The sequence below is a fragment of the Nocardioides oceani genome (assembly GCF_030412965.1).
GTDB classification, from domain to species: domain Bacteria; phylum Actinomycetota; class Actinomycetes; order Propionibacteriales; family Nocardioidaceae; genus Nocardioides; species Nocardioides oceani.
The window spans coordinates 436,593-455,142 of sequence record NZ_JAUHJQ010000002.1 but is presented as its reverse complement, the minus strand read 5'-3'; the positions used below and the strand labels follow the sequence as shown (position 1 = coordinate 455,142).

Genomic DNA, 18,550 nt, shown 5'->3' with positions numbered 1-18,550 from the left:
GGTCGGGCCCGGGGGTCCGTGCGGGTGCGTGGTGGAGAGCCGGTCAGGCCGGCTGCATCTCCTGCAGCCCCGACTCGCGGTCGAGGATGTCGGCGGCCTGGGCGGCCACCAGCCGGTCGTTCTCCTCGCTGAGACGCAGCACGAGGGCCTCGAGCTCGCGGACGCGGGCGCGGAGGCGGGCGTTGTCCGCCGCGAGGCGGGGGTCACGCAGGTCGCTGTCCAGGTAGCCGATCAGCGCCTTGGCCATGGGGTGTTCCTTCGGTTCGAGGTGGACGTGCAGGTGGTGGTCCCTCGAGCGGGACCGGGGCGGCCGGGAGGGCCGACGGGAGCGGGGCCGCACGCGGGCGGGCCGTCTTCAAGAGTCGCACCCGCCCGGCGGGTGCGTCAATCCGGGACGGGCACCACGGGCGAGCCGCCGGCGGGCACGGCGCGGCGACGTCGCGGGGCCGGCTGGCAGGTGGGGCAGAAGTACGACGAACGGTTCATGAACGGCACCCGTCGGATCGACGTGCCGCACCGGTCGCAGGGCTCGCCCTCGCGGCCGTAGGCGTGCAGCGAGCGGTCGAAGTAGCCGGACTCGCCGTTGACGTTGACGTAGAGCGCGTCGAACGACGTGCCGCCCTGCGCCAGCGCGTCGGTCATCACCGCGTGCACGTGGCCGATCAGCTCGCGCACCTGCGTGACCGTCAGCCGCTCCCCCGGCCGCTCGCCGTGGATCCTGGCGCGCCACAGCGCCTCGTCGGCGTAGATGTTGCCGACGCCCGAGACGAGGTTCTGGTCCAGCAGCAGCCGCTTGACCCCCGAGGTGCGCCGGCGCACGCGACGTACGACGTCGGCGGCGTCGAACGCGGCCTCGAGCGGGTCCGGGGCGATGTGCGCGATCTCCGGCGGCAGCTCGGCACCGCCCTCGGAGATCGACAGGCCGCCGAACATCCGCTGGTCGACGAAGCGCAGCTCGCGCCCCTCGTCGGCCCCCTCGAGACCCAGCCGCACCCGCAGGTGTCGCTCGGCCGGGGCGTCGGGCGGCTGCACGAGCAGCTGACCGCTCATGCCGAGGTGGGCCATGAGCGCGTCGCCGTCGTCGAGCGGCAGCCAGAGGTACTTGCCGCGCCGGCGGGCCGCGACGATGCGGCGGCCGGCCAGCGCCTGCGCGAAGCCCTCCGGCCCGCGGGGGTCACGGCGGACCGGACGCGGGTGGAGGACGTCGACGCGGGTGATGGTCGCGCCGAGCACGTGGCGCTCGAGGCCGGCGCGGACCACCTCGACCTCGGGCAGCTCGGGCACGGGTCAGCCGGGCTGCGGAGCGCTGCCGGTGGTGGCGCCGGTGGTGGCGCTGGTGGTGGCGGCGTCGGCCGCGGGGTCGGCGACCCCGAGCGCGGTCGCGATCTCGCCGTACGCCGTCTCCGCGGCGGCCTGCTCGGCCTCCTTCTTGGAGCGTCCGACGCCGTTGCCGTAGAGGCGGTCACCGACCCGCACCTGCGCGGTGAAGGTCTTCTGGTGGTCGGGACCCTCGTCCTCGATGACGTACTCGGGGACGCCGAGGCCGTGCTCGGCGGCGAGCTCCTGCAGCGAGGTCTTCCAGTCCAGGCCCGCACCCATGGCCGAGGCGGCCTCGATGAGCGGGTCGAAGAGGAGGTGGACGACCTTGGCGGAGGTCTCGAAGCCGCCACCGGAGAGGTGGACGGCCCCGATGACCGCCTCGACGGTGTCGGAGAGGATCGAGGCCTTGCCCCGACCCCCCGTCGACTCCTCGCCGCGACCCAGCTTCACGTGGTCGCCGAGCCCGATGGCTCGACCCACCTCGGCCAGCGCGCGGGCGTTGACGACCGCTGCGCGGAGCTTGGCCAGCCGACCCTCGGAGAGGTCGGGGTGGGTCGTGTAGAGCGTCTCGGTCACGACGACGCCGAGCACCGAGTCGCCCAGGAACTCCAGGCGCTCGTTGGTCGGAAGGCCGCCGTTCTCGTACGCGTACGAACGGTGCGTGAGCGCGCGCTCCAGCAGCTCGGGGTCCAGCTCCGGATCCCCGAGCGCCGTGCGCAGCTCTGCGTAGTTGGTCAGTGGACCGGTCTCAGATGACCTGACGACGGTCGGCGCGAGCGCCGTACTGCCCGCACTCGCCGCACGCGCGGTGCGGGAGGTGCTTGGCACCGCAGGCGGGGTTCGCGCAGGTCACCAGGGTGGGCGCGACGGCCTTCCAGGCCGACCGACGGTGACGCGTGTTGCTGCGCGACATCTTCCGCTTCGGGACTGCCACTGTTCTCTCCTCGTTCTGGACCGGTGGTGCCGGCCGTACCTGGCTGTGCTTGCGGGACCGGATCAGTCCTGCGAGTTGCTGCTGGGGTCCTGCTTCAGGGCCGCGAGGCCCGCCCACCGCGGGTCGACCGGCGCCTCGTGCGAGTGGTCCGGGTCGTCGGCCAGGCGTGCACCGCACTCGGTGCACAGGCCGGGACAGTCGTCCTCGCACAAGGGCTGGAACGGCAGTGCGAGCACCACCGCGTCCCGCAGCAGCGGCTCGAGGTCGAGCAGGTCGTCCTCGAGCTTGCTGACCTCGTCGTCCTCGTCGGGGTCGCCCTGGTGGGCCGGGTCGTCGTAGACGAACAGCTCCTGGAACGTGACCTCGGAGTCGTCCTCGATCGGTTCCAGGCACCGTGCGCACTCGCCCTCGAGCCCGGCTCGCGCCGTGCCCGTCACCAGCACTCCCTCCATGACCGCCTCGAGGCGCAGGTCGAGCTCGACCGGCGACCCCTCGGGGACCTTGAGGACTTCGATGCCCAGATCTGGCGGTGCCGGCACCGTCCGCGTCACCTGTCGCTGGGACCCCGGGCGGCGGCCGAGCTCGCGGGTGTCGAGCACGAGCGGCGCTCTCGGGTCCAGGCTGTTCAGATGATCACTTCCGGGTCCGGGCACGTACAGATCAGCGAGAAGCCTAACCGCCGGGCGGACGATCGGACAAAACGCAGGTCAGGCGCCGCGCGTACGTCGCTCCGCCTGCCGCTCGGCGAGCCGCTCGGTCAGCCGCTCCAGCACGAAGTCCGGCACGAAGGCGGACACGTCGCCACCGAGGCCGGCGACCTCCTTGACCAGGCTGCTGGACAGGAAGGACCACTGCGGGTCGGTCGGCAGGAAGACGGTGTCGACGCCGGTCAGGGAGCTGTTCATGTGGGCCATCGGCAGCTCGTACTCGAAGTCCCCCGCCCCGCGCAGGCCCTTGACGATCGCGACGACGTCGTTGTCCTGGCAGTAGGTCGTGAGCAGCCCGCGGAAGCCGTCGACGCGGACGTTGTCCCACTCCGCGCAGGCCCGCTCCAGCATCGCGAGGCGCTCGTCGGGCTCGAAGAGCCGGTTCTTGGAGGGGTTGGTCCCGACGGCGACGACGACCTCGTCGAAGAGCCCGGCGGCCCGGCGGACGACGTCGAGGTGGCCGCGGGTGACGGGGTCGAAGGACCCCGGGCAGACGGCTCGGCGCACGTGGGGCTCCGCTCTAGTCCTCGGTGGACTGCTCGTCCGTGGCGTGGGCGGCGCGACCGTACCAGAGCACGGTCTCGCCGTAGCGACGCTCCCGGACCGGCTCGATCCCGTCCGGCCAGCTGGGCTCGGGGCTGCGCGCGGAACGCTCCACGACGACCAGCGCGTCGGGCACCAACCACCCGTGGTCGACCAGCGCGGCGAGGTCGCGGGCGAGTGCCTGCTCGTCGAGGGGGTATGGCGGGTCGCTGAAGACGACGTCGTACGGCGCGGCCGGGTGCCGGTGCAGCGTCGACCCGACCGCGCCGGTCACCACGTCGGCGCGGGCGAAGCCGAGCGAGCGGGCGTTGTCCCGCACGAGCGCCGCCGTCCGCCGGTCCTGCTCGACCAGCGTCACCACGCCGGCCCCGCGGGACCACGCCTCGAGCCCGACCGCGCCGGACCCGGCGTACAGGTCGAGGAAGCGCAGGCCCTGCAGCGACCCGCACCACGACTCGACGGCGGAGAACAGGGCCTCGCGGACCCGGTCGCTGGTGGGGCGGGTGGCCGCACCACGCGGGGTGGCGATCCGCCGGCCGCCGGCCGCGCCGCCGATGATCCTGGTCACGGGGTCCTCACGACTTCTCGATGTACCCGCCGGCGGACAGCTCCATCTCCTGCACCGCGGCGGCCAGCGCGGGCGCCGTGGCGAGGTCGGGGTCGCGGTCCAGCAGCGCCTCGGCGGTCCGTCGGGCGGCGACGATGGTCTTCTCGTCGCGCAGCACGCGCAGGTTCTGCAGGCTCGAGCGGAAGCCGGACTGGCTGGCGCCCAGCACGTCGCCCTCGCGCCGCTGCTCCAGGTCCACCCGGCTCAGCTCGAACCCGTCGGTGGTCGAGGCGACCGCGTCGAGCCGCTGGCGCGCGGGCGTGCCCGCCTCGGCGCGCGAGACGAGCAGGCACAGGCCCGGCAGGCCGCCGCGGCCCACGCGGCCGCGGAGCTGGTGCAGCTGGGAGACCCCGAAGCGGTCCGCGTCGAGGAGCACCATCGCGGTCGCGTTCGCGACGTCGACGCCGACCTCGATGACGGTCGTCGAGACGAGGACGTCGACGTCCCCCGCGGCGAAGGCGCGCATGGTGCGCTCCTTGTCCTCCGCGGGCATCCGGCCGTGCAGGGCGCTGACGCGGAGGCCGGCGAGCGGGCCGTCGGCCAGCTCCGCCACGACCTCCTCGACGGCCGCCAGCGGCGGCCCGCTCCGGGCAGCCCTCTTCTCCCCCGTGCCCTCCGGGTCGTCCGGGGGTGCGTCCTCGCCGCCCTGCTCGAGCTCGTCACCCGCGATGCGGGGGCACACGACGTACGCCTGGTGCCCGGCGGCGACCTCCTCGCGCACGCGCTCCCACACGCGCGAGATCCAGCCCGGGTGCTCGGCGACCGGCACCACCGTGGTCTGGATCGGCGCCCGGCCCGCCGGCAGCTCCGAGAGCGTCGAGGTCTCCAGGTCGCCGAAGACGGTCATCGCGACGGTGCGCGGGATGGGCGTCGCGGTCATCACCAGCACGTGCGGCGGCGTGCCGGCCTTGTCGGTGAGCGCGGCGCGCTGCTCGACGCCGAAGCGGTGCTGCTCGTCGACGACGACCAGGCCGAGGTCGGCGAAGCCGACCTTCTCCTCCAGGAGCGCGTGGGTGCCGATGACGATGCCGGCCTCGCCGGAGGCGATCCGCAGCAGCGGGGCGGTGCGCTGGGTCTTGGTCATCGAGCCGGTCAGCAGCTCCACGGCCGTCGCCTCGGGGGCGCCGCCGAGCATGCCGCCGGCGGCGAGGTCGCCGAGCATGGCGGTGATCGAGCGGTGGTGCTGCTGGGCGAGCACCTCGGTGGGGGCCAGCAGTGCGGCCTGGCCGCCGGAGTCGACCACCCGCAGCATCGCGCGCAGCGCGACCAGCGTCTTGCCCGACCCGACCTCGCCCTGCAGGAGCCGGTTCATCGGGTGCGGCTCGGCGAGGTCGCGCTCGATCTCCTCCCCGACCGACCGCTGGCCCGCGGTGAGCTCGAAGGGCAGCCGCGCGTCGAAGGCGGCCAGCAGCGCGCCGTCGCCCCCGGCGCGTGCCTGGGCGCCCACGGCGCGCAGCGCCCGCCGGCGGCGGGCGAGCACCAGCTGGGTGACCAGCGCCTCCTCGAACCGGTAGCGCTTGAGCGCCGCCCCCACCTGGGTCCGGTCGTCGGGTGCGTGCACCCAGTCCAGCGCGCGGCGCGCGGGGAGCAGCCCGTGCTCCTCGCGCACCTCGGCCGGCAGCACCTCCGGCACCTCGTCGACGACGCTGCGGGCGAAGGTGATCGCGCGCTGGAGGTCCCAGGACTCCACGCCGCTGGTGAGCGGGTAGATCGGGTAGAGCGCCCCGAGCGCGTCGAGCTCGGCCTCCGGGTCCTCGGCACCGCCGGGGCCCCCGGGGCCGGGGCCGCCCTCGGGGCCGGGGCCGAAGAGCACCATCTTGGGGTTGGTCAGCTGCCACTCCCCCCGGAAGGCGTTGACGCCACCGACGAACAGCCCGCGGCGACCGACGGCGAGCCGACGCGCGTTGTAGTCCGCGACGTGGCGGCCCTTGGCGAAGAACGACATCCGCAGGCGCGGGCCGTCGGTGGTCAGCACCACGTCGAGGCGGTACGCCGTGCGGCCGGTGCGGCGGTCGGTGTAGGTGCGCACGTCGGAGGACACGACCTGGCCGACGACGGTCACGACCTCGCCGGGCTCCAGGTCGTCGACCTTGGTGAGCTCCTTGGTCTCGACGTACCGCCGCGGGAAGTGGTGCAGCAGGTCCCCGACGGTGCGGATGCCGAGCTTGTCCTCGATCTTGGCGCGCTTGGTCTTCTGGTCGCCGAGCACGGCGGCGACCGGGCTGTCGACGGTGATCACGCGGTGGCTTCTCCCCTCACCCGTGCGCTCACTCCACCGCGACCAGCAGCGGGTAGCGCTCCTGGCCACCGTCGTACACGAGGACGTCGACAGCCGGGTAGCGCTCCTCCACCCAGCCGGCGCAGCGGGTGGCCAGCGCGCCCTCGGGGTCCTCGGCCCCGGCGACGATCGTCACCATCTCGCCGCCACCGCCCAGGAGCCGTTCCAGCACCTGTGTGGCCACGTCGAGCTGGTCGTCGCCGACCACGACGAAGTCTCCGGCGACGACGCCGAGCACGTCGCCGACCTCGCACGGCCCGGCCATCGTCATCGCGCGCCGGGCCGCGACCGTCACCGCACCCTGGCGGGCGTGCCGGGCGGTCGCGGTCATCTCCAGGACGTCCTGGTCGAAGGAGCGGCCGGGCTCGTGGACGGCCAGCGCCGCGAGGCCCGAGACCTGCGCGGGGGTGGGGATGACCGCCACCCGCAGGCCGCCCTGCGCGTCGCTCTCCGCGGTGCTCGCGGCGACCTGCGCGACGCGGACCGAGTCGTGGTCGTTGGGCAGCACGACGACCTCGGAGGCGCCGCAGGACGTGATCGCCTCCAGCAGCTCGCCGGTGCTGGGCCGGCGCCCCGGGCCGCCCCGGACGACGACCGCGCCGGCCTCCTCGAACAGCCGGGCCAGGCCCGGCCCCGCGGCGACCGCGACGACCCGGCGGCCCGTGCGGACCGGCGCGCGGCGGCGCTTCTCCGCGACCTGCTCGGCGAAGTGGGTGACCCGCACCCGGTGCGGCCGGCCCGCGTCGATGCCGGCCTCGATGGCGGCACCGACGTCGTCGACGTGCACGTGGACGTTCCACAGCCCCTCGCCGCCGACGACGACGAGCGAGTCGCCGAGGTCGGCCAGCGCCTTGCGCAGCGGCGGGATCCGGTCGTCGTCGGCGTCGAGGAGGTACATCACCTCGTACGACGGTCCGTCCGGGGACAGGTCGTGCTGGACCGTCACCGGCTGCGGGATCGCGTGGCTGCCGAGGGGCGCCGTGACGGGCACCGGCCGCCGCCCGGTCAGCACGGTCTCGGCCGCGTCGAGCACGACGCTCAGCCCGCGGCCGCCGGCGTCCACGACGCCGGCGTCGCGCAGCACGGCCAGCTGCTCCGGCGTACGTGCCAGGGCGGCGCGGGCGGCCTCGGCCGCGGCGGCGAACACGTCACGGGCCCGCGCGTCGGGCCGGCCCGCGCGCTCGGTGGCCGCCTCCGCGGCGGCGCGCCCGACGGTGAGCATCGTGCCCTCGACCGGGTCCCCCACGGCGGCGTACGCCGCGTCGCTGGCGTGGCGCAGCGCCTCGGCCATGACGACGGCGTTGCGCTCGCCGGACGACGTCGCCGCGAGCCGGCGGGCGATCGCGCCGAGCATCTCGCTGAAGATCACCCCGGAGTTGCCGCGCGCCCCCAGCAGCGCCCCGCGGGCGAGGGCCCCCAGCGCGGTGCCGAGGTCCGCGGTCGGGTCCCCGCCGCCCGTCGCCTCGCGGACCGCGTCGCGCGCGGCGGAGACGGTGAGCCACATGTTGGTGCCCGTGTCGCCGTCGGGCACGGGGTAGACGTTGAGCGCGTCGACCTCCTCGCGCGCCTCGGCCAGCGCCTCCACCGCGATGTCGACGAAGCGCAGCACCACGGCCAGCGAGATCGCGCCGCGACCCGGCACTTCCTCCATCGGCGTCCTCGGCTCGGTCTGGGCGGCCCCCAGGGGGATGATGAGGGGACAGGGTATTGCCTCGGGTCGCGATTTCCCGGTGGCGCCGGGTGTCGGATATCCTCGTCCGGTTGCCCGCTCGGCGGGCCGCTCACACGCAATCGATCATCAGGAGTTCACGGTGGCTGCCGTCTGCGACATCTGCGCCAAGAAGCCTGGCTTCGGCAACAACCGGCCGTGGTCGCGCAAGATCACGAAGCGTCGTTTCGACCCCAACATCCAGCGGGTTCGTGCGACCGTCAACGGTACGCCCAAGCGGCTCAACGTCTGCACCGGCTGCCTCAAGGCCGGCAAGGTCACTCGCTGACGCGAGTCGATCCACGGAGGCCGTCACCCCTCGGGGGTGGCGGCCTCCTTGCATTGCGCGCCGGTGCTACGCCGGGCTCGGTCGCGCCGGGGTCCCGCCAGGGTCAGAAGTGGGTCCAGCCGGTCGGGCCGTCGTACGGCGCCCCGTCGACGGTGACGGCCGGGGCGGCGCCGTCCGCGGGCTCGAGCACCTCCCCGATCACCGCCCACCCGTCGGGCACGGCGGCGGGGTCGAAGGTGGCCAGCAGGGCGTGGTCGTCGCCCCCGGACAGCACGAACGAGAGCGGATCGGCGCCGAGGGCCGCGCCGACCGCGTGCAGCGGCTCGGGCACCTCGAAGGCACCGCGCCGCACGTCGATCGCCACGCCGGAGGCCGCCGCGAGGTGGCCGGCCTCCGCGAGCAGGCCGTCGGAGACGTCGATCATCGAGGTCGCACCGGCCTCGGCGGCGACCAGCCCGGCGGCGTACGGCGGGGCGGGGCGGCGGTAGGCCTCGACGAGCACGCGCGGGGAGCGGAAGCCACGCCCGAGCACCGCCAGTCCGCCGGCGGCCCAGCCCTGGCGGCCGTGGAGGGCCAGCACCTCGCCGGGGCGGGCGCCGGAGCGGAGCACGGGCGAGACGGTGCACGCGCCGAGCACCGTCACGGCGACGACCACCTGGTCGGCCCGGGTGAGGTCGCCGCCGACGACGCTCGCCCCCACCAGGGCGCACTCGTCGGCGAAGCCGCGGGCGAAGTCCAGGGCCCACTGCGCCTCGAGGTCGGCCGGCGCGGCCAGGCCGATGGTCAGCGACGTGGCGCGACCGCCCATGGCGTTGATGTCGGAGAGGTTCTGCGCGGCCGCGCGGTGCCCGACGTCCTCGGCCGAGGACCACTCCCGGCGGAAGTGCCGGCCCTCGACCATGAGGTCGGTGGAGACCACGACGTGACCGGTGCGCACGCGCAGCACGGCGGCGTCGTCCCCCGGCCCGACCAGGACCTGCTCCCCCTGCTCGAAGTGCCGGGTGAGCGCGCCGATGAGCTCGAACTCGCCGACGTCGGCGAGGGTCGCGCCGGCGGGGAACGGAGCAGTCGCAGCCATGCCCCCATCCCACCAGACGCCCGACCACCGCCGGGCTGTCGGGCCGTCGGGCACAGGGGGTAGGTTGACGCCGAACCTCAGTCCAGCAGCAGGGAGAGCACCACGATGGTCGTCCAGGCGTACATCCTGATCCAGACCGACGTCGGCAAGGCCGCCGAGGTCGCCCGGGAGATCGCGCAGGTCAAGGGTGTCACCCTGGCCGAGGACGTCACGGGCCCCTACGACGTCATCGTGCGCGCGGAGGCCCGCAACGTCGACGAGCTCGGCAAGCTCGTGGTCGCGAAGGTGCAGACCCTCGACGGGATCACCCGGACGCTCACGTGTCCGGTCGTCCACATCTGAGGCAGCCGCCGACGGACGCCGAGCGCCCCTCACCCGGTCCGGGTGAGGGGCGCTCTGCTGTCCGGCGCACGCCGGGGTGACCCGCGACCGCGCCGTACGTCGCGTGGTGGCTCAGCGCAGGCCGGTGTCGCGCGCGAGGGCGAGGCGGATCAGCCGGTCGACGAGGGCGGGGTACTCCAGCCCGCTGGCGGCCCACATCCGCGGGAACATCGACAGCGGCGTGAACCCGGGCATCGTGTTGATCTCGTTGACGACCAGCGAGCCGTCGGGGAAGACGAAGAAGTCCACCCGGGCCAGGCCCTCGCAGCCGACCGCCTCGAACGCGCGGGCCGACAGCTCGCGCAGCCGGTCCTCGACGGCGTCGGGCAGCAGCGCAGGGACGTCGAGCTCGGTGGCCTCCTCGGGGAGGTACTTGGCGTCGAAGTCGTAGAACTCGTGGTCGCCGGTGATCCGGATCTCGGCGGGCACGCTGGTCTCGGCGGTGCCGTCGAGGGCCTGGAGCACGCCGCACTCGACCTCGCGAGCGCCGGTCGCGCAGACCTCGACCAGGACCTTCGGGTCGTGGACGAGCGCCTCCTCGATGGCGGCGTCGAGGCCGGCCGGGTCGTGGACCTTCGAGATGCCGATGCTGGAGCCGCCGCGGGCGGGCTTGACGAAGAGCGGGTAGCCCAGCTCGGCGGACCGGTCGCGGCACTCCTGCGGGTCGGCCGACCACTCGCGCGCGGTCACCACCACGCTGGGCATCACGGGCAGGCCGGCGGCGGTGAGGACGACCTTCATGTAGGCCTTGTCCATCGCGACCGCCGAGGCGAGCACGCCGGCGCCGACGTACCGGACGCCCGCCATCTCGAGCATCCCCTGGATCGTGCCGTCCTCGCCCCACGGGCCGTGCAGGAGCGGGAAGACGACGTCGACCTCGCCGAGCGTGCGGGGCGGCGCCGACGGCTCGGTGACGACCAGGTCGGTGCGGGTCGCGTCGGGGGCGAGCATCACGCTGGCGCGCTCCCCGTCGACGCTGGGCAGCCGGTCGGCGCCGTCGCCGGCCCCGATCCGCAGCCGCTCGGTGTCGCCGGACTCCAGCACCCAGCGGCCGTCGCGGGCGATGCCCACCGGGACGACGTCGTACTGCTCACGGTCGATGGCGGCCAGGACGCTGCCGGCGGTCACGCACGAGATGGCGTGCTCGCTGGAGCGGCCGCCGAACACGACGGCGACGCGGGGCTTGCGGATCACCGTCCGACCCTATCGACCTAGGGTTGGACCATGACCGCGGACGCGCCCGACCACCTGACCGACCACCTGGCCGAGCACCTCGCCTCGATGGGTGCCGGCACCCGGGCGGTGCACCTGGGCCGGCCCCCGCACGAGCCCGACCAGCCGCTCAACGAGCCGATCACCCCGGCCTCCACCTTCGTCGCCGGCGGGGACCGGGAGTACGGCCGCTACGGCAACCCGACGTGGGCGGCGTTCGAGACCGCCCTCGGCGGGCTCGAGGGCGGACGGGCGCTGGCGTTCTCCTCCGGCCTCGCCGCCGTCGCCACCGTGCTGGACCTGGTCGGCCACGGCGCGAAGGTCGTCGCGCCGCGCAACTGCTACAACGGCACGGTCCTGCAGCTGGCCGACCTCGAGGCCCGCGGCCGACTGCGCACCGAGCTCGTCGACGTCACCGACACCGAGGCCGTCGTCAAGGCCTGCGAGGACGCCGCCCTCGTGTGGCTGGAGTCCCCCACGAACCCCGCGCTCGAGGTCGCCGACCTCCCCGTGATCATCGCCGCCGCGCACGAGGCCGGGGCGTACGCCGTCGTGGACAACACCTTCGCGACGCCGCTGCTCCAGCGCCCGCTCGAGCACGGCGCCGACCTCGTCGTGCACTCGGTGACCAAGTACCTCGCCGGCCACAGCGACGTCCTCATGGGCGCCGTCGTGACCGCCGACGACGAGCTGCACGGGGTGCTCAAGGGCCGCCGTGACCTGATCGGCGCGGTGCCCGGCACGTTCGAGACCTACCTCGCGCTGCGCGGCCTGCGCACCCTGCACCTGCGCGTCGAGCGCGCCCAGTCCAACGCCGCCGAGCTGGCGCGCCGCCTGGCCGACCACCCCGCGGTGGGCGAGGTCCGCTACCCGGGCTTCGGCGGCATCGTCGCCATCGTCCTCGCCCAGGGCGCGATGGCCGCCGACCTGCTCACCCACAAGACCCGGCTGTGGGTGCACGCCACGTCGCTCGGCGGGGTCGAGTCGACCTTCGAGCGGCGCCGCCGGTGGAAGTCCGAGCCCGCCACGATCCCCGACGCCCTCGTCCGCCTCTCGGTCGGCATCGAGGACGTCGACGACCTGTGGGAGGACCTCCGCGTCGCCCTGGACGACTCCGTCGGCTGAGCCCTCTCAGTCGGTCTCGGCCTTGGTGTCGCGGGCGATGAACGACTCCATCATCTGCTGGGCGGTCATCCGGCCGGCGACGACGGCGTCGACGTGCTCGGCGATGGGCGCGTCCACGCCGGTCCGCTCGGCGAGCGCCAGCAGCGAGGCGCAGGACTTCGCTCCCTCCGCGACCTGCCGGGTGCTCGCGTAGATCTCCTCCGCGCTCATCCCCTGGCCCAGCCGCTCGCCGAACGTGCGGTTGCGCGAGAGCGGCGAGGAGCACGTCGCCACGAGGTCGCCGAGGCCGGCGAGCCCCATGAGCGTGAGCGGGTTGGCGCCCAGCTTCATCGCGAGGCGGGCGGTCTCGGCCAGCCCACGGGTGATGACCGAGGCGGTGGTGTTGTCACCGAACCCGAGGCCGACCGCCATGCCCACCGAGAGCGCGACGACGTTCTTGTAGGCGCCGCCGAGCTCGCACCCGAGCACGTCGACGCTGGTGTAGGGGCGGAACGCCGCGGTGTGGCAGCGCTGCTGCAGCATCCGGGCGACGTCCTCGTCCTCGCAGGCGACCACCGAGGCGGCGGGCTCGCGGCGGGCGATCTCCTTGGCGAGGTTCGGGCCGCTGACGACGGCGATCCGCTCGGGACCCGCGCCCGTCACCTGGCCGATCACCTCGCTCATCCGGTCGAGCGTGCCGAGCTCGACGCCCTTCATCAGCGAGAGGAAGACCGCGCCGGGCTCGACGTACGGCGCCCAGGCCGTGAGGTTCTCGCGCAGCGACTGGCTCGGGGTGGCCAGCACCACGACGTCCGCGCCGTGCAGCGCCTTCTCGACGTCGTGCGTCGCCGAGACCGCCGGCGGGAGCTCGATGCCGGGCAGGTAGTCGGGGTTCTCGCGTCGCTCGTTGATCGCCTCGGCGACCTCCGGCCGGCGCGCCCACAGCACGACGTCGTTGCCGGCGTCGGCGAGCACGATGGAGAACGCCGTGCCCCAGGAGCCGGCGCTGAAGACCGCGACCTTGCCGCGGGAGGGAGTCGTCATGCCGGGTCCTCCCCGATCTCGTGGCGGTGCGGGTTGCCGGTCTGGCGGACCCCGTGCTTGCGCATGTCGTACCTCTCCGGCGGCGCCGTGCCGCCCCGGACGTCCTCGACGAGGACCGTGATCGCGGCCATGATCCGGTCGGTGGCCTCCTGGACGACCTGCGGGCTGCGCGGCTGGCTGAGCAGGTCCGCGAGGTCCACCGGGTCGCCCACCTTCATCCGGATCAGCTTGCGGGGGAACAGGTCGGGCTTGGTGGAGTACGGCGCCAGCAGCTGCTGCGCGCCCCACTGGCCCACGGGGATCACCGGGCAGCCGGTCTCCAGCGCGATGCGCGCCGCCCCCGACTTGCCCGTCATCGGCCACAGGTCGGGGTCACGGGTGATCGTGCCCTCGGGGTAGACGACCACGCACTCCCCCGCCCGCACGGCCGCGACCGCCGCGTCGTAGGCCCCCACCGCGTTGCGGGTCAGCCGTTCGACGGGGATCTGGCCCGCGGCCTTCATGAAGAAGCCGAGCGCCTTGTTCCGGAACAGCCCGGACTTGGCCAGGTAGCGCGGGATCCGGCCGTGGTCGTAGACGATGTGCGCGGCGGTCAGCGGGTCCACGTGGGAGATGTGGTTCATCACCAGGATGCAGCCGCCGCGCTCCGGGATCCGCTCGCCGCCCTCCCACTCGTGGCGAGTGGTGGCGAGGAGCGTGGGCTTCACGATCGCGACCGCGATGTTCCACGCCCAGCCTCGCTTCTGCTGCAGCTTCCGGACCGTCACGACCGGCAGGCTACTCGCCCGCCCGGGCGGCGCCTGAGAGGATCGGAGGGATGTCTGCGCAGCTCCCCGGGGCCGGCTCGCCCGCCCGCTCCTCCGCCCGCTTCGTCGCGGTCCTGCCCGTGAAGCCACCGGCCTTCGGCAAGTCGCGCCTCGGCGACCTCGGCGACGACCAGCGGCGCCGCCTCGCCGCGGCGTTCGCCCTCGACACCGCCGCCGCCTGCCTGGCCGCGCGCTCGGTGGCCGAGGTGCTGGTGGCCACCGACGACGCCGTCTTCTCCGCGCAGCTGACCGCCCTCGGGTGCGCCGCCGTCCCGGACGGCGACACCAACGACCTGAACTCCGCCCTGCGGCAGGCGGTGAGCGAGGCCCGTCGGCGCTGGCCGGACCTCGAGCCGGTGGCGCTGTGCGCGGACCTGCCGGCGCTGCGCCCCGACGACCTCGACACCGCGCTCGCCGCGCTCGTGCCCGGCGGGCCGTCGTTCGTCGCCGACGCCGACGGCGTGGGCACGACCCTCTACACCGCGGCGTACGACGAGTTCGACCCGCACTTCGGGGGCGGCTCGCGCCAGGCGCACCTGTTCTCCGGCGCCCTGGAGCTGCGGGGCGAGCTGGCGACCCTGCGTCGCGACGTCGACGACCTCGACGACCTGCGGGCCGCCGCCGTCCTCGGGCTGGGCCCGAGGACGGCGCCGCTCGTGCGGGAGCTGGGTCTGGCCTGACCGGCTCAGCTGCCGGCGGACTTCTTGGCCGGGGCCTTCTTCGCGGTCGTCTTCTTCGTGGCCGCCTTCTTCGTGGCCGCCTTCTTCGCCGGGGCCTTCTTCGCCGGGGCCTTCTTCGCGGTCGTCGTGCTGCCCGAGGACTTGCTGGCCGAGGACTTGCTGGCCGACGACTTGCTGGCCGACGACTTGGTGGCGGGCGACTTCTTCGCCGCGGCGCCGGTGGTCGCAGCGGAGCCACCGCTGGCGGACTTCTTCGCCGTCGGAGCGGCGGCGCTGGTCTTCGCCGGCGTCTTCCTGGCGGTCTTCTTCGCCGTCGACTTCGCCGTCGACTTCGCAGCAGAGGTGGACGTCGCCGTAGCCTTCTTCCCCGCCGACTTCTTCGCGGGCGCGTCGGCGGACCTGCCACCGACGCCGGGCGCCGCCTTGAGCGCGGCGCCGGCCGCGGCCCGGGCGGCACCGGCGGAGGCGGCGACGGTCAGGGCGGGCAGCTTCTTCGCACCCGACACCACGTCCTTGAGCTGGGCGCCGGCGCTGAACTTCGGCACGGCCGTCTCCTCGGCCTTGATCCGCTCACCGGTGCGCGGGTTGCGGACCCAGCGGGCGTCGCGGATCCGCTTCTCGAAGGAGCCGAAGCCCGTGATGGCGACCTTGTTCCCCTTGGCGACCTCGCGGGTGATCGTGTCGATGACCGACTCGAGCGCGTGCGCCGCTGCCTTCCTGTTCCCGTCGAACCGCTCGGCGAGCGTGTCGATGAGCTCGGACTTGTTCATCTGCTTCCTTCCGACGAACCCCGGACGCCGAGCTCGTGCTCGACCCTCGAGAGGGCACGCTAGGGACAAGTGGCGTGCGCCACAACGGGCCACGCGCGCGCCCGGGGCTCGCGGAGAGGCCGGTCAGGACCCGAGGAAGTCGATCAGCGCGGCGTTGAACTCCCGCTCGTGGCTGACGTTCAGGCCGTGCGGAGCTCCCTCGACGACCACGAGCGTGGAGTCGGCGATGGCCTCGGCCGACCGCTTGCCGGAGACCTCGAACGGCACGACGCCGTCGCCGTCGCCGTGGATGACCAGGGTCGGCACGGCGATCTGCTCGAGGTCGGCGCGGAAGTCGGTGCGGGCGAAGGAGTCGATGCAGGCGACGAGGGCCTCGTCGCGTGCCGGCTCCTGGAGCGCGAGCGCCTGGCGCCGCTCCTCCTCGGTGACCTTCAGCTCGCCGTCGACGGAGAAGAACCCCGTCGTGAAGTCGTCGAGGAACGCCGCGCGGTCCTCCGCGACCTCGCGCTGCATGTCGGAGACCTCGGCGTCGCTCAGCCCGCCGTCGGGGTTGTCCGGCGTCTGGAGGAGGTACGGCGGCACGGCTGCCGCGAGCACCGCCTGGGCGACCCGCTCGTCGCCGTACGTCGCCAGGTAGCGCGCGACCTCGCCGCCGCCCATCGAGAAGCCGACGAGGGCGACGTCGCGCAGGTCGAGCGCGTCCAGCAGGCCGGCGAGGTCGGCGGCGAGGGTGTCGTAGTCGTAGCCGGACTCCGGCTTGTCCGAGGCGCCGAAGCCACGCCGGTCGTACTCCACCACGCGGTAGCCGGCGCTGGTGAGCGCGGAGACCTGGGGCGCCCAGGAGGCGCCGCTGAGGGGCCAGCCGTGGATGAGGACCACGGGACGGCCCTCACCTCCGGTGTCGCGGTGGTGCAGGGTGATGCCGTTGCTGGTGATGTCGGGCACGGGTGCAGGGCCTTCCGTCGGTGGCATGCGGTCCCGAGTGGTTCGGGACCGCACGCCGACCGGATGGCCGGCACGACAGACGGGCCCTCACGCGTGCTGGGTGACCGGCTTCCAGCGCGGGCGCTCTGCCTCGAAGGAGGCGATGTCGGCGTCGTGACCGAGGGTGATCCCGATGTCGTCGAGGCCCTCGAGCAGGCGCCAGCGGGTGTAGTCGTCGATGTCGAAGGAGTCCTCGATCGCGTCGACGCCCTCGCCGGCCCGCACCGTGCGGGTCTCGAGGTCGACGGTGATCTCGGCGCCCGGGTGCTCCTCGAGGTGGTCCCAGAGCCGCTGGACGACCTTCTCGTCGACCTGCGCGGCGAGCAGGCCCGCCTTGCCGGAGTTGCCGCGGAAGATGTCGGCGAAGCGCGGCGAGATGACGGCCTTGAAGCCGTAGTTCTGCAGCGCCCAGACCGCGTGCTCGCGCGAGGAGCCGGTGCCGAAGTCGGGACCGGCGACGAGCACCGAGCCGGCGGCGTACACCGGGTTGTTGAGGACGAACGACGGGTCGTTGCGCCAGGCGGCGAAGAGGCCGTCCTCGAAGCCGGTGCGCGTCACCCGCTTGAGGTAGACGGCCGGGATGATCTGGTCGGTGTCGACGTTGCTGCGGCGCAGCGGGACGCCGACCCCGGTGTGGGTCGTGAACTTCTCCATGGACGTGCTCCGGTTCAGACGGTCGCCGGGGCGGCGACGGGCTCGAGGTCGGCGGGCGAGGAGAGGGTGCCGCGGACGGCCGTGGCTGCGGCCACCGGGATCGAGACCAGGTGGGTGCGGCCACCCTTGCCCTGACGGCCCTCGAAGTTGCGGTTGGACGTCGAGGCGCTGCGCTCGCCGGGCTCGAGCGTGTCGGGGTTCATGCCCAGGCACATCGAGCAGCCCGCGCCGCGCCACTCGGCGCCCGCCTCCTTGAACACCACGTCGAGGCCCTCCTCCTCCGCCTGCAGGCGGACGCGGACCGAGCCGGGCACCACGAGCAGGCGGGTGTCGGCGGCGACGTGGTGGCCCTTGATGATGTCGGCGGCGAGGCGGAGGTCCTCGATGCGGCCGTTGGTGCAGGAGCCGACGAAGACGGTGTCGACCTTGACCTCGCGCATCGGGGTGCCGGCCTCGAGACCCATGTACTCCAGGGCCTTCTCGGCGGCGACCTGGTCGCTGACGTCCTCGAAGTCCTCGGGGGCGGGGACCGACGCGCCCAGCGGCACACCCTGGCCGGGGTTGGTGCCCCAGGTGACGAACGGCGTCATCGTGCTCGCGTCGAGGACGATCTCCTTGTCGAAGACCGCGTCCTCGTCGGTGCGCAGGCTGCGCCAGTGCTCGACGGCGGCGTCCCAGTCGGCGCCGGTCGGCGCCTCGGGGCGGCCCTCGATGTAGTCGAAGGTCTTCTGGTCCGGCGCGATCATGCCGGCCTTCGCGCCCCACTCGATGCTCATGTTGCACACGGTCATCCGGCCCTCGATCGAGAGCTCCTCGATGGCCTGGCCGCGGTACTCCACGATGTAGCCCTGCCCGCCGCCGGTGCCGGTGTGGGCGATGAGGTTGAGGACCATGTCCTTGGCGGTGACGCCCTCGGGCAGGCTGCCCTCGATGGTCACGGCCATGGTCTTCGGCTTGGCCTGCATCAGCGTCTGCGTGGCGAGCACGTGCTCGACCTCGGAGGTGCCGATGCCGAACGCGATCGCGCCGAACGCGCCGTGCGTGCTGGTGTGGCTGTCGCCGCACACGATGGTCATCCCGGGCTGGGTCAGGCCCAGCTGCGGGCCGACCACGTGCACGATGCCCTGGTCGAGGTCGCCGAGCGGGTGCAGCCGTACGCCGAACTCCTCGGCGTTGCGGCGCAGGGTCTCCACCTGGGTCCGCGAGACCGGGTCGACGATCGGCTTGTCCCAGTCCAGCGTGGGGACGTTGTGGTCCTCGGTGGCGAGGGTCAGGTCGGGGCGGCGTACCGCGCGCCCGGCGAGCCGGAGGCCGTCGAAGGCCTGCGGCGAGGTGACCTCGTGGATGAGGTGGAGGTCGATGTAGAGCAGGTCCGGCTCTCCCGGCGTCGAGCGGACGACGTGCTCGTCCCAGACCTTCTCGGACAGCGTCCGACCCATGGTGTCTCTCCC

The 18,550-nt window shown here is 73.8% G+C and carries 21 protein-coding genes; 4 read left to right on the top strand and 17 right to left on the bottom strand.

Annotated features, from left to right (window positions below; genetic code table 11):
- Nucleotides 1-43: 43 nt before the first annotated feature.
- From QWY28_RS07725 to QWY28_RS07685, 9 genes are all read right to left on the bottom strand, one after another.
- Complete coding sequence (locus QWY28_RS07725) at nucleotides 44-247, bottom strand: hypothetical protein (protein ID WP_300951746.1); 204 nt, start codon at nucleotides 245-247, stop codon at nucleotides 44-46.
- A gap of 137 nt (nucleotides 248-384) precedes the next feature.
- On the bottom strand, nucleotides 385-1,284 hold the full coding sequence (mutM, locus tag QWY28_RS07720; protein ID WP_300951745.1) for a bifunctional DNA-formamidopyrimidine glycosylase/DNA-(apurinic or apyrimidinic site) lyase: 900 nt from the start codon (nucleotides 1,282-1,284) through the stop codon (nucleotides 385-387).
- A gap of 3 nt (nucleotides 1,285-1,287) precedes the next feature.
- On the bottom strand, nucleotides 1,288-2,148 hold the full coding sequence (gene rnc, locus QWY28_RS07715) for a ribonuclease III (RefSeq protein ID WP_439117235.1): 861 nt from the start codon (nucleotides 2,146-2,148) through the stop codon (nucleotides 1,288-1,290).
- Nucleotides 2,069-2,254, bottom strand: coding sequence for a 50S ribosomal protein L32 (gene rpmF / locus QWY28_RS07710; RefSeq protein ID WP_166189999.1), 186 nt, complete (start codon nucleotides 2,252-2,254; stop codon nucleotides 2,069-2,071). The genes rnc and rpmF overlap by 80 nt, the downstream gene beginning before the upstream one ends.
- A gap of 62 nt (nucleotides 2,255-2,316) precedes the next feature.
- Nucleotides 2,317-2,853 carry a YceD family protein gene (locus QWY28_RS07705; RefSeq protein WP_300951743.1) on the bottom strand — a complete coding sequence of 179 codons (537 nt, stop codon included), beginning with the start codon at nucleotides 2,851-2,853 and terminating at the stop codon, nucleotides 2,317-2,319.
- Nucleotides 2,854-2,961: 108 nt separating this feature from the next.
- On the bottom strand, nucleotides 2,962-3,468 hold the full coding sequence (coaD, locus tag QWY28_RS07700; protein WP_300951742.1) for a pantetheine-phosphate adenylyltransferase: 507 nt from the start codon (nucleotides 3,466-3,468) through the stop codon (nucleotides 2,962-2,964).
- Between the two features lie 13 nt (nucleotides 3,469-3,481).
- A complete protein-coding gene (gene rsmD, locus QWY28_RS07695) occupies nucleotides 3,482-4,072 on the bottom strand; it encodes a 16S rRNA (guanine(966)-N(2))-methyltransferase RsmD (RefSeq protein WP_300951741.1) in 591 nt (196 codons plus the stop codon).
- A 7-nt stretch (nucleotides 4,073-4,079) separates the two neighbouring features.
- On the bottom strand, nucleotides 4,080-6,350 hold the full coding sequence (locus QWY28_RS07690; RefSeq protein ID WP_300951740.1) for an ATP-dependent DNA helicase RecG: 2,271 nt from the start codon (nucleotides 6,348-6,350) through the stop codon (nucleotides 4,080-4,082).
- A gap of 28 nt (nucleotides 6,351-6,378) precedes the next feature.
- Entirely contained in the window at nucleotides 6,379-8,040 is a 1,662-nt protein-coding gene (locus QWY28_RS07685; RefSeq protein ID WP_300951738.1) for a DAK2 domain-containing protein, read from the bottom strand.
- 160 nt (nucleotides 8,041-8,200) lie between these two features.
- On the opposite strand from QWY28_RS07685, the gene rpmB reads away from it, so the two are divergent.
- Nucleotides 8,201-8,386: a 50S ribosomal protein L28 gene (gene rpmB, locus QWY28_RS07680; protein ID WP_011756723.1), complete on the top strand. Its 186-nt coding sequence runs from the start codon at nucleotides 8,201-8,203 to the stop codon at nucleotides 8,384-8,386.
- A 103-nt stretch (nucleotides 8,387-8,489) separates the two neighbouring features.
- On the opposite strand, the gene QWY28_RS07675 is transcribed toward rpmB, so the two are convergent.
- Nucleotides 8,490-9,464 (bottom strand): thiamine-phosphate kinase, encoded by a 975-nt coding sequence (locus QWY28_RS07675; RefSeq protein WP_300951736.1) that lies wholly within the window; start codon nucleotides 9,462-9,464, stop codon nucleotides 8,490-8,492.
- A 105-nt stretch (nucleotides 9,465-9,569) separates the two neighbouring features.
- Between QWY28_RS07675 and QWY28_RS07670 the strand changes: the two genes are divergently transcribed.
- Complete coding sequence (locus QWY28_RS07670) at nucleotides 9,570-9,806, top strand: Lrp/AsnC family transcriptional regulator (protein WP_166190128.1); 237 nt, start codon at nucleotides 9,570-9,572, stop codon at nucleotides 9,804-9,806.
- Nucleotides 9,807-9,917: 111 nt separating this feature from the next.
- Here QWY28_RS07670 and QWY28_RS07665 read toward each other — a convergent pair whose 3' ends face one another.
- Nucleotides 9,918-11,036, bottom strand: coding sequence for a D-alanine--D-alanine ligase family protein (locus tag QWY28_RS07665; RefSeq protein ID WP_439117245.1), 1,119 nt, complete (start codon nucleotides 11,034-11,036; stop codon nucleotides 9,918-9,920).
- Nucleotides 11,037-11,126: 90 nt separating this feature from the next.
- Between QWY28_RS07665 and QWY28_RS07660 the strand changes: the two genes are divergently transcribed.
- Nucleotides 11,127-12,182, top strand: coding sequence for a trans-sulfuration enzyme family protein (locus QWY28_RS07660; RefSeq protein WP_300952292.1), 1,056 nt, complete (start codon nucleotides 11,127-11,129; stop codon nucleotides 12,180-12,182).
- 6 nt (nucleotides 12,183-12,188) lie between these two features.
- Here QWY28_RS07660 and QWY28_RS07655 read toward each other — a convergent pair whose 3' ends face one another.
- Nucleotides 12,189-13,205 carry an NAD(P)H-dependent glycerol-3-phosphate dehydrogenase gene (locus QWY28_RS07655; RefSeq protein WP_300951732.1) on the bottom strand — a complete coding sequence of 339 codons (1,017 nt, stop codon included), beginning with the start codon at nucleotides 13,203-13,205 and terminating at the stop codon, nucleotides 12,189-12,191.
- Nucleotides 13,202-13,972 carry a lysophospholipid acyltransferase family protein gene (locus QWY28_RS07650; RefSeq protein WP_300951730.1) on the bottom strand — a complete coding sequence of 257 codons (771 nt, stop codon included), beginning with the start codon at nucleotides 13,970-13,972 and terminating at the stop codon, nucleotides 13,202-13,204. Before QWY28_RS07650 ends, QWY28_RS07655 begins: the two co-directional genes overlap by 4 nt.
- 50 nt (nucleotides 13,973-14,022) lie before the next feature.
- On the opposite strand from QWY28_RS07650, the gene cofC reads away from it, so the two are divergent.
- Complete coding sequence (gene cofC, locus QWY28_RS07645) at nucleotides 14,023-14,691, top strand: 2-phospho-L-lactate guanylyltransferase (protein ID WP_300951729.1); 669 nt, start codon at nucleotides 14,023-14,025, stop codon at nucleotides 14,689-14,691.
- 5 nt (nucleotides 14,692-14,696) lie between these two features.
- Here cofC and QWY28_RS07640 read toward each other — a convergent pair whose 3' ends face one another.
- The 4 genes from QWY28_RS07640 to leuC all read right to left on the bottom strand — a co-directional run bounded on the left by QWY28_RS07640 (nucleotide 14,697) and on the right by leuC (nucleotide 18,538).
- Nucleotides 14,697-15,461, bottom strand: a complete 765-nt coding sequence (locus tag QWY28_RS07640; RefSeq protein WP_300951728.1) for an HU family DNA-binding protein — start codon at nucleotides 15,459-15,461, stop codon at nucleotides 14,697-14,699.
- A 123-nt stretch (nucleotides 15,462-15,584) separates the two neighbouring features.
- Nucleotides 15,585-16,406, bottom strand: a complete 822-nt coding sequence (locus QWY28_RS07635) for an alpha/beta fold hydrolase (protein WP_300951726.1) — start codon at nucleotides 16,404-16,406, stop codon at nucleotides 15,585-15,587.
- Between the two features lie 87 nt (nucleotides 16,407-16,493).
- The gene (leuD, locus tag QWY28_RS07630) at nucleotides 16,494-17,099 is read right to left on the bottom strand and encodes a 3-isopropylmalate dehydratase small subunit (protein WP_300951724.1); all 606 of its coding nucleotides are present in this window, start codon (nucleotides 17,097-17,099) and stop codon (nucleotides 16,494-16,496) included.
- Nucleotides 17,100-17,113: 14 nt separating this feature from the next.
- Complete coding sequence (gene leuC, locus QWY28_RS07625; RefSeq protein WP_300951722.1) at nucleotides 17,114-18,538, bottom strand: 3-isopropylmalate dehydratase large subunit; 1,425 nt, start codon at nucleotides 18,536-18,538, stop codon at nucleotides 17,114-17,116.
- Between the last annotated feature and the right edge of the window lie 12 nt (nucleotides 18,539-18,550).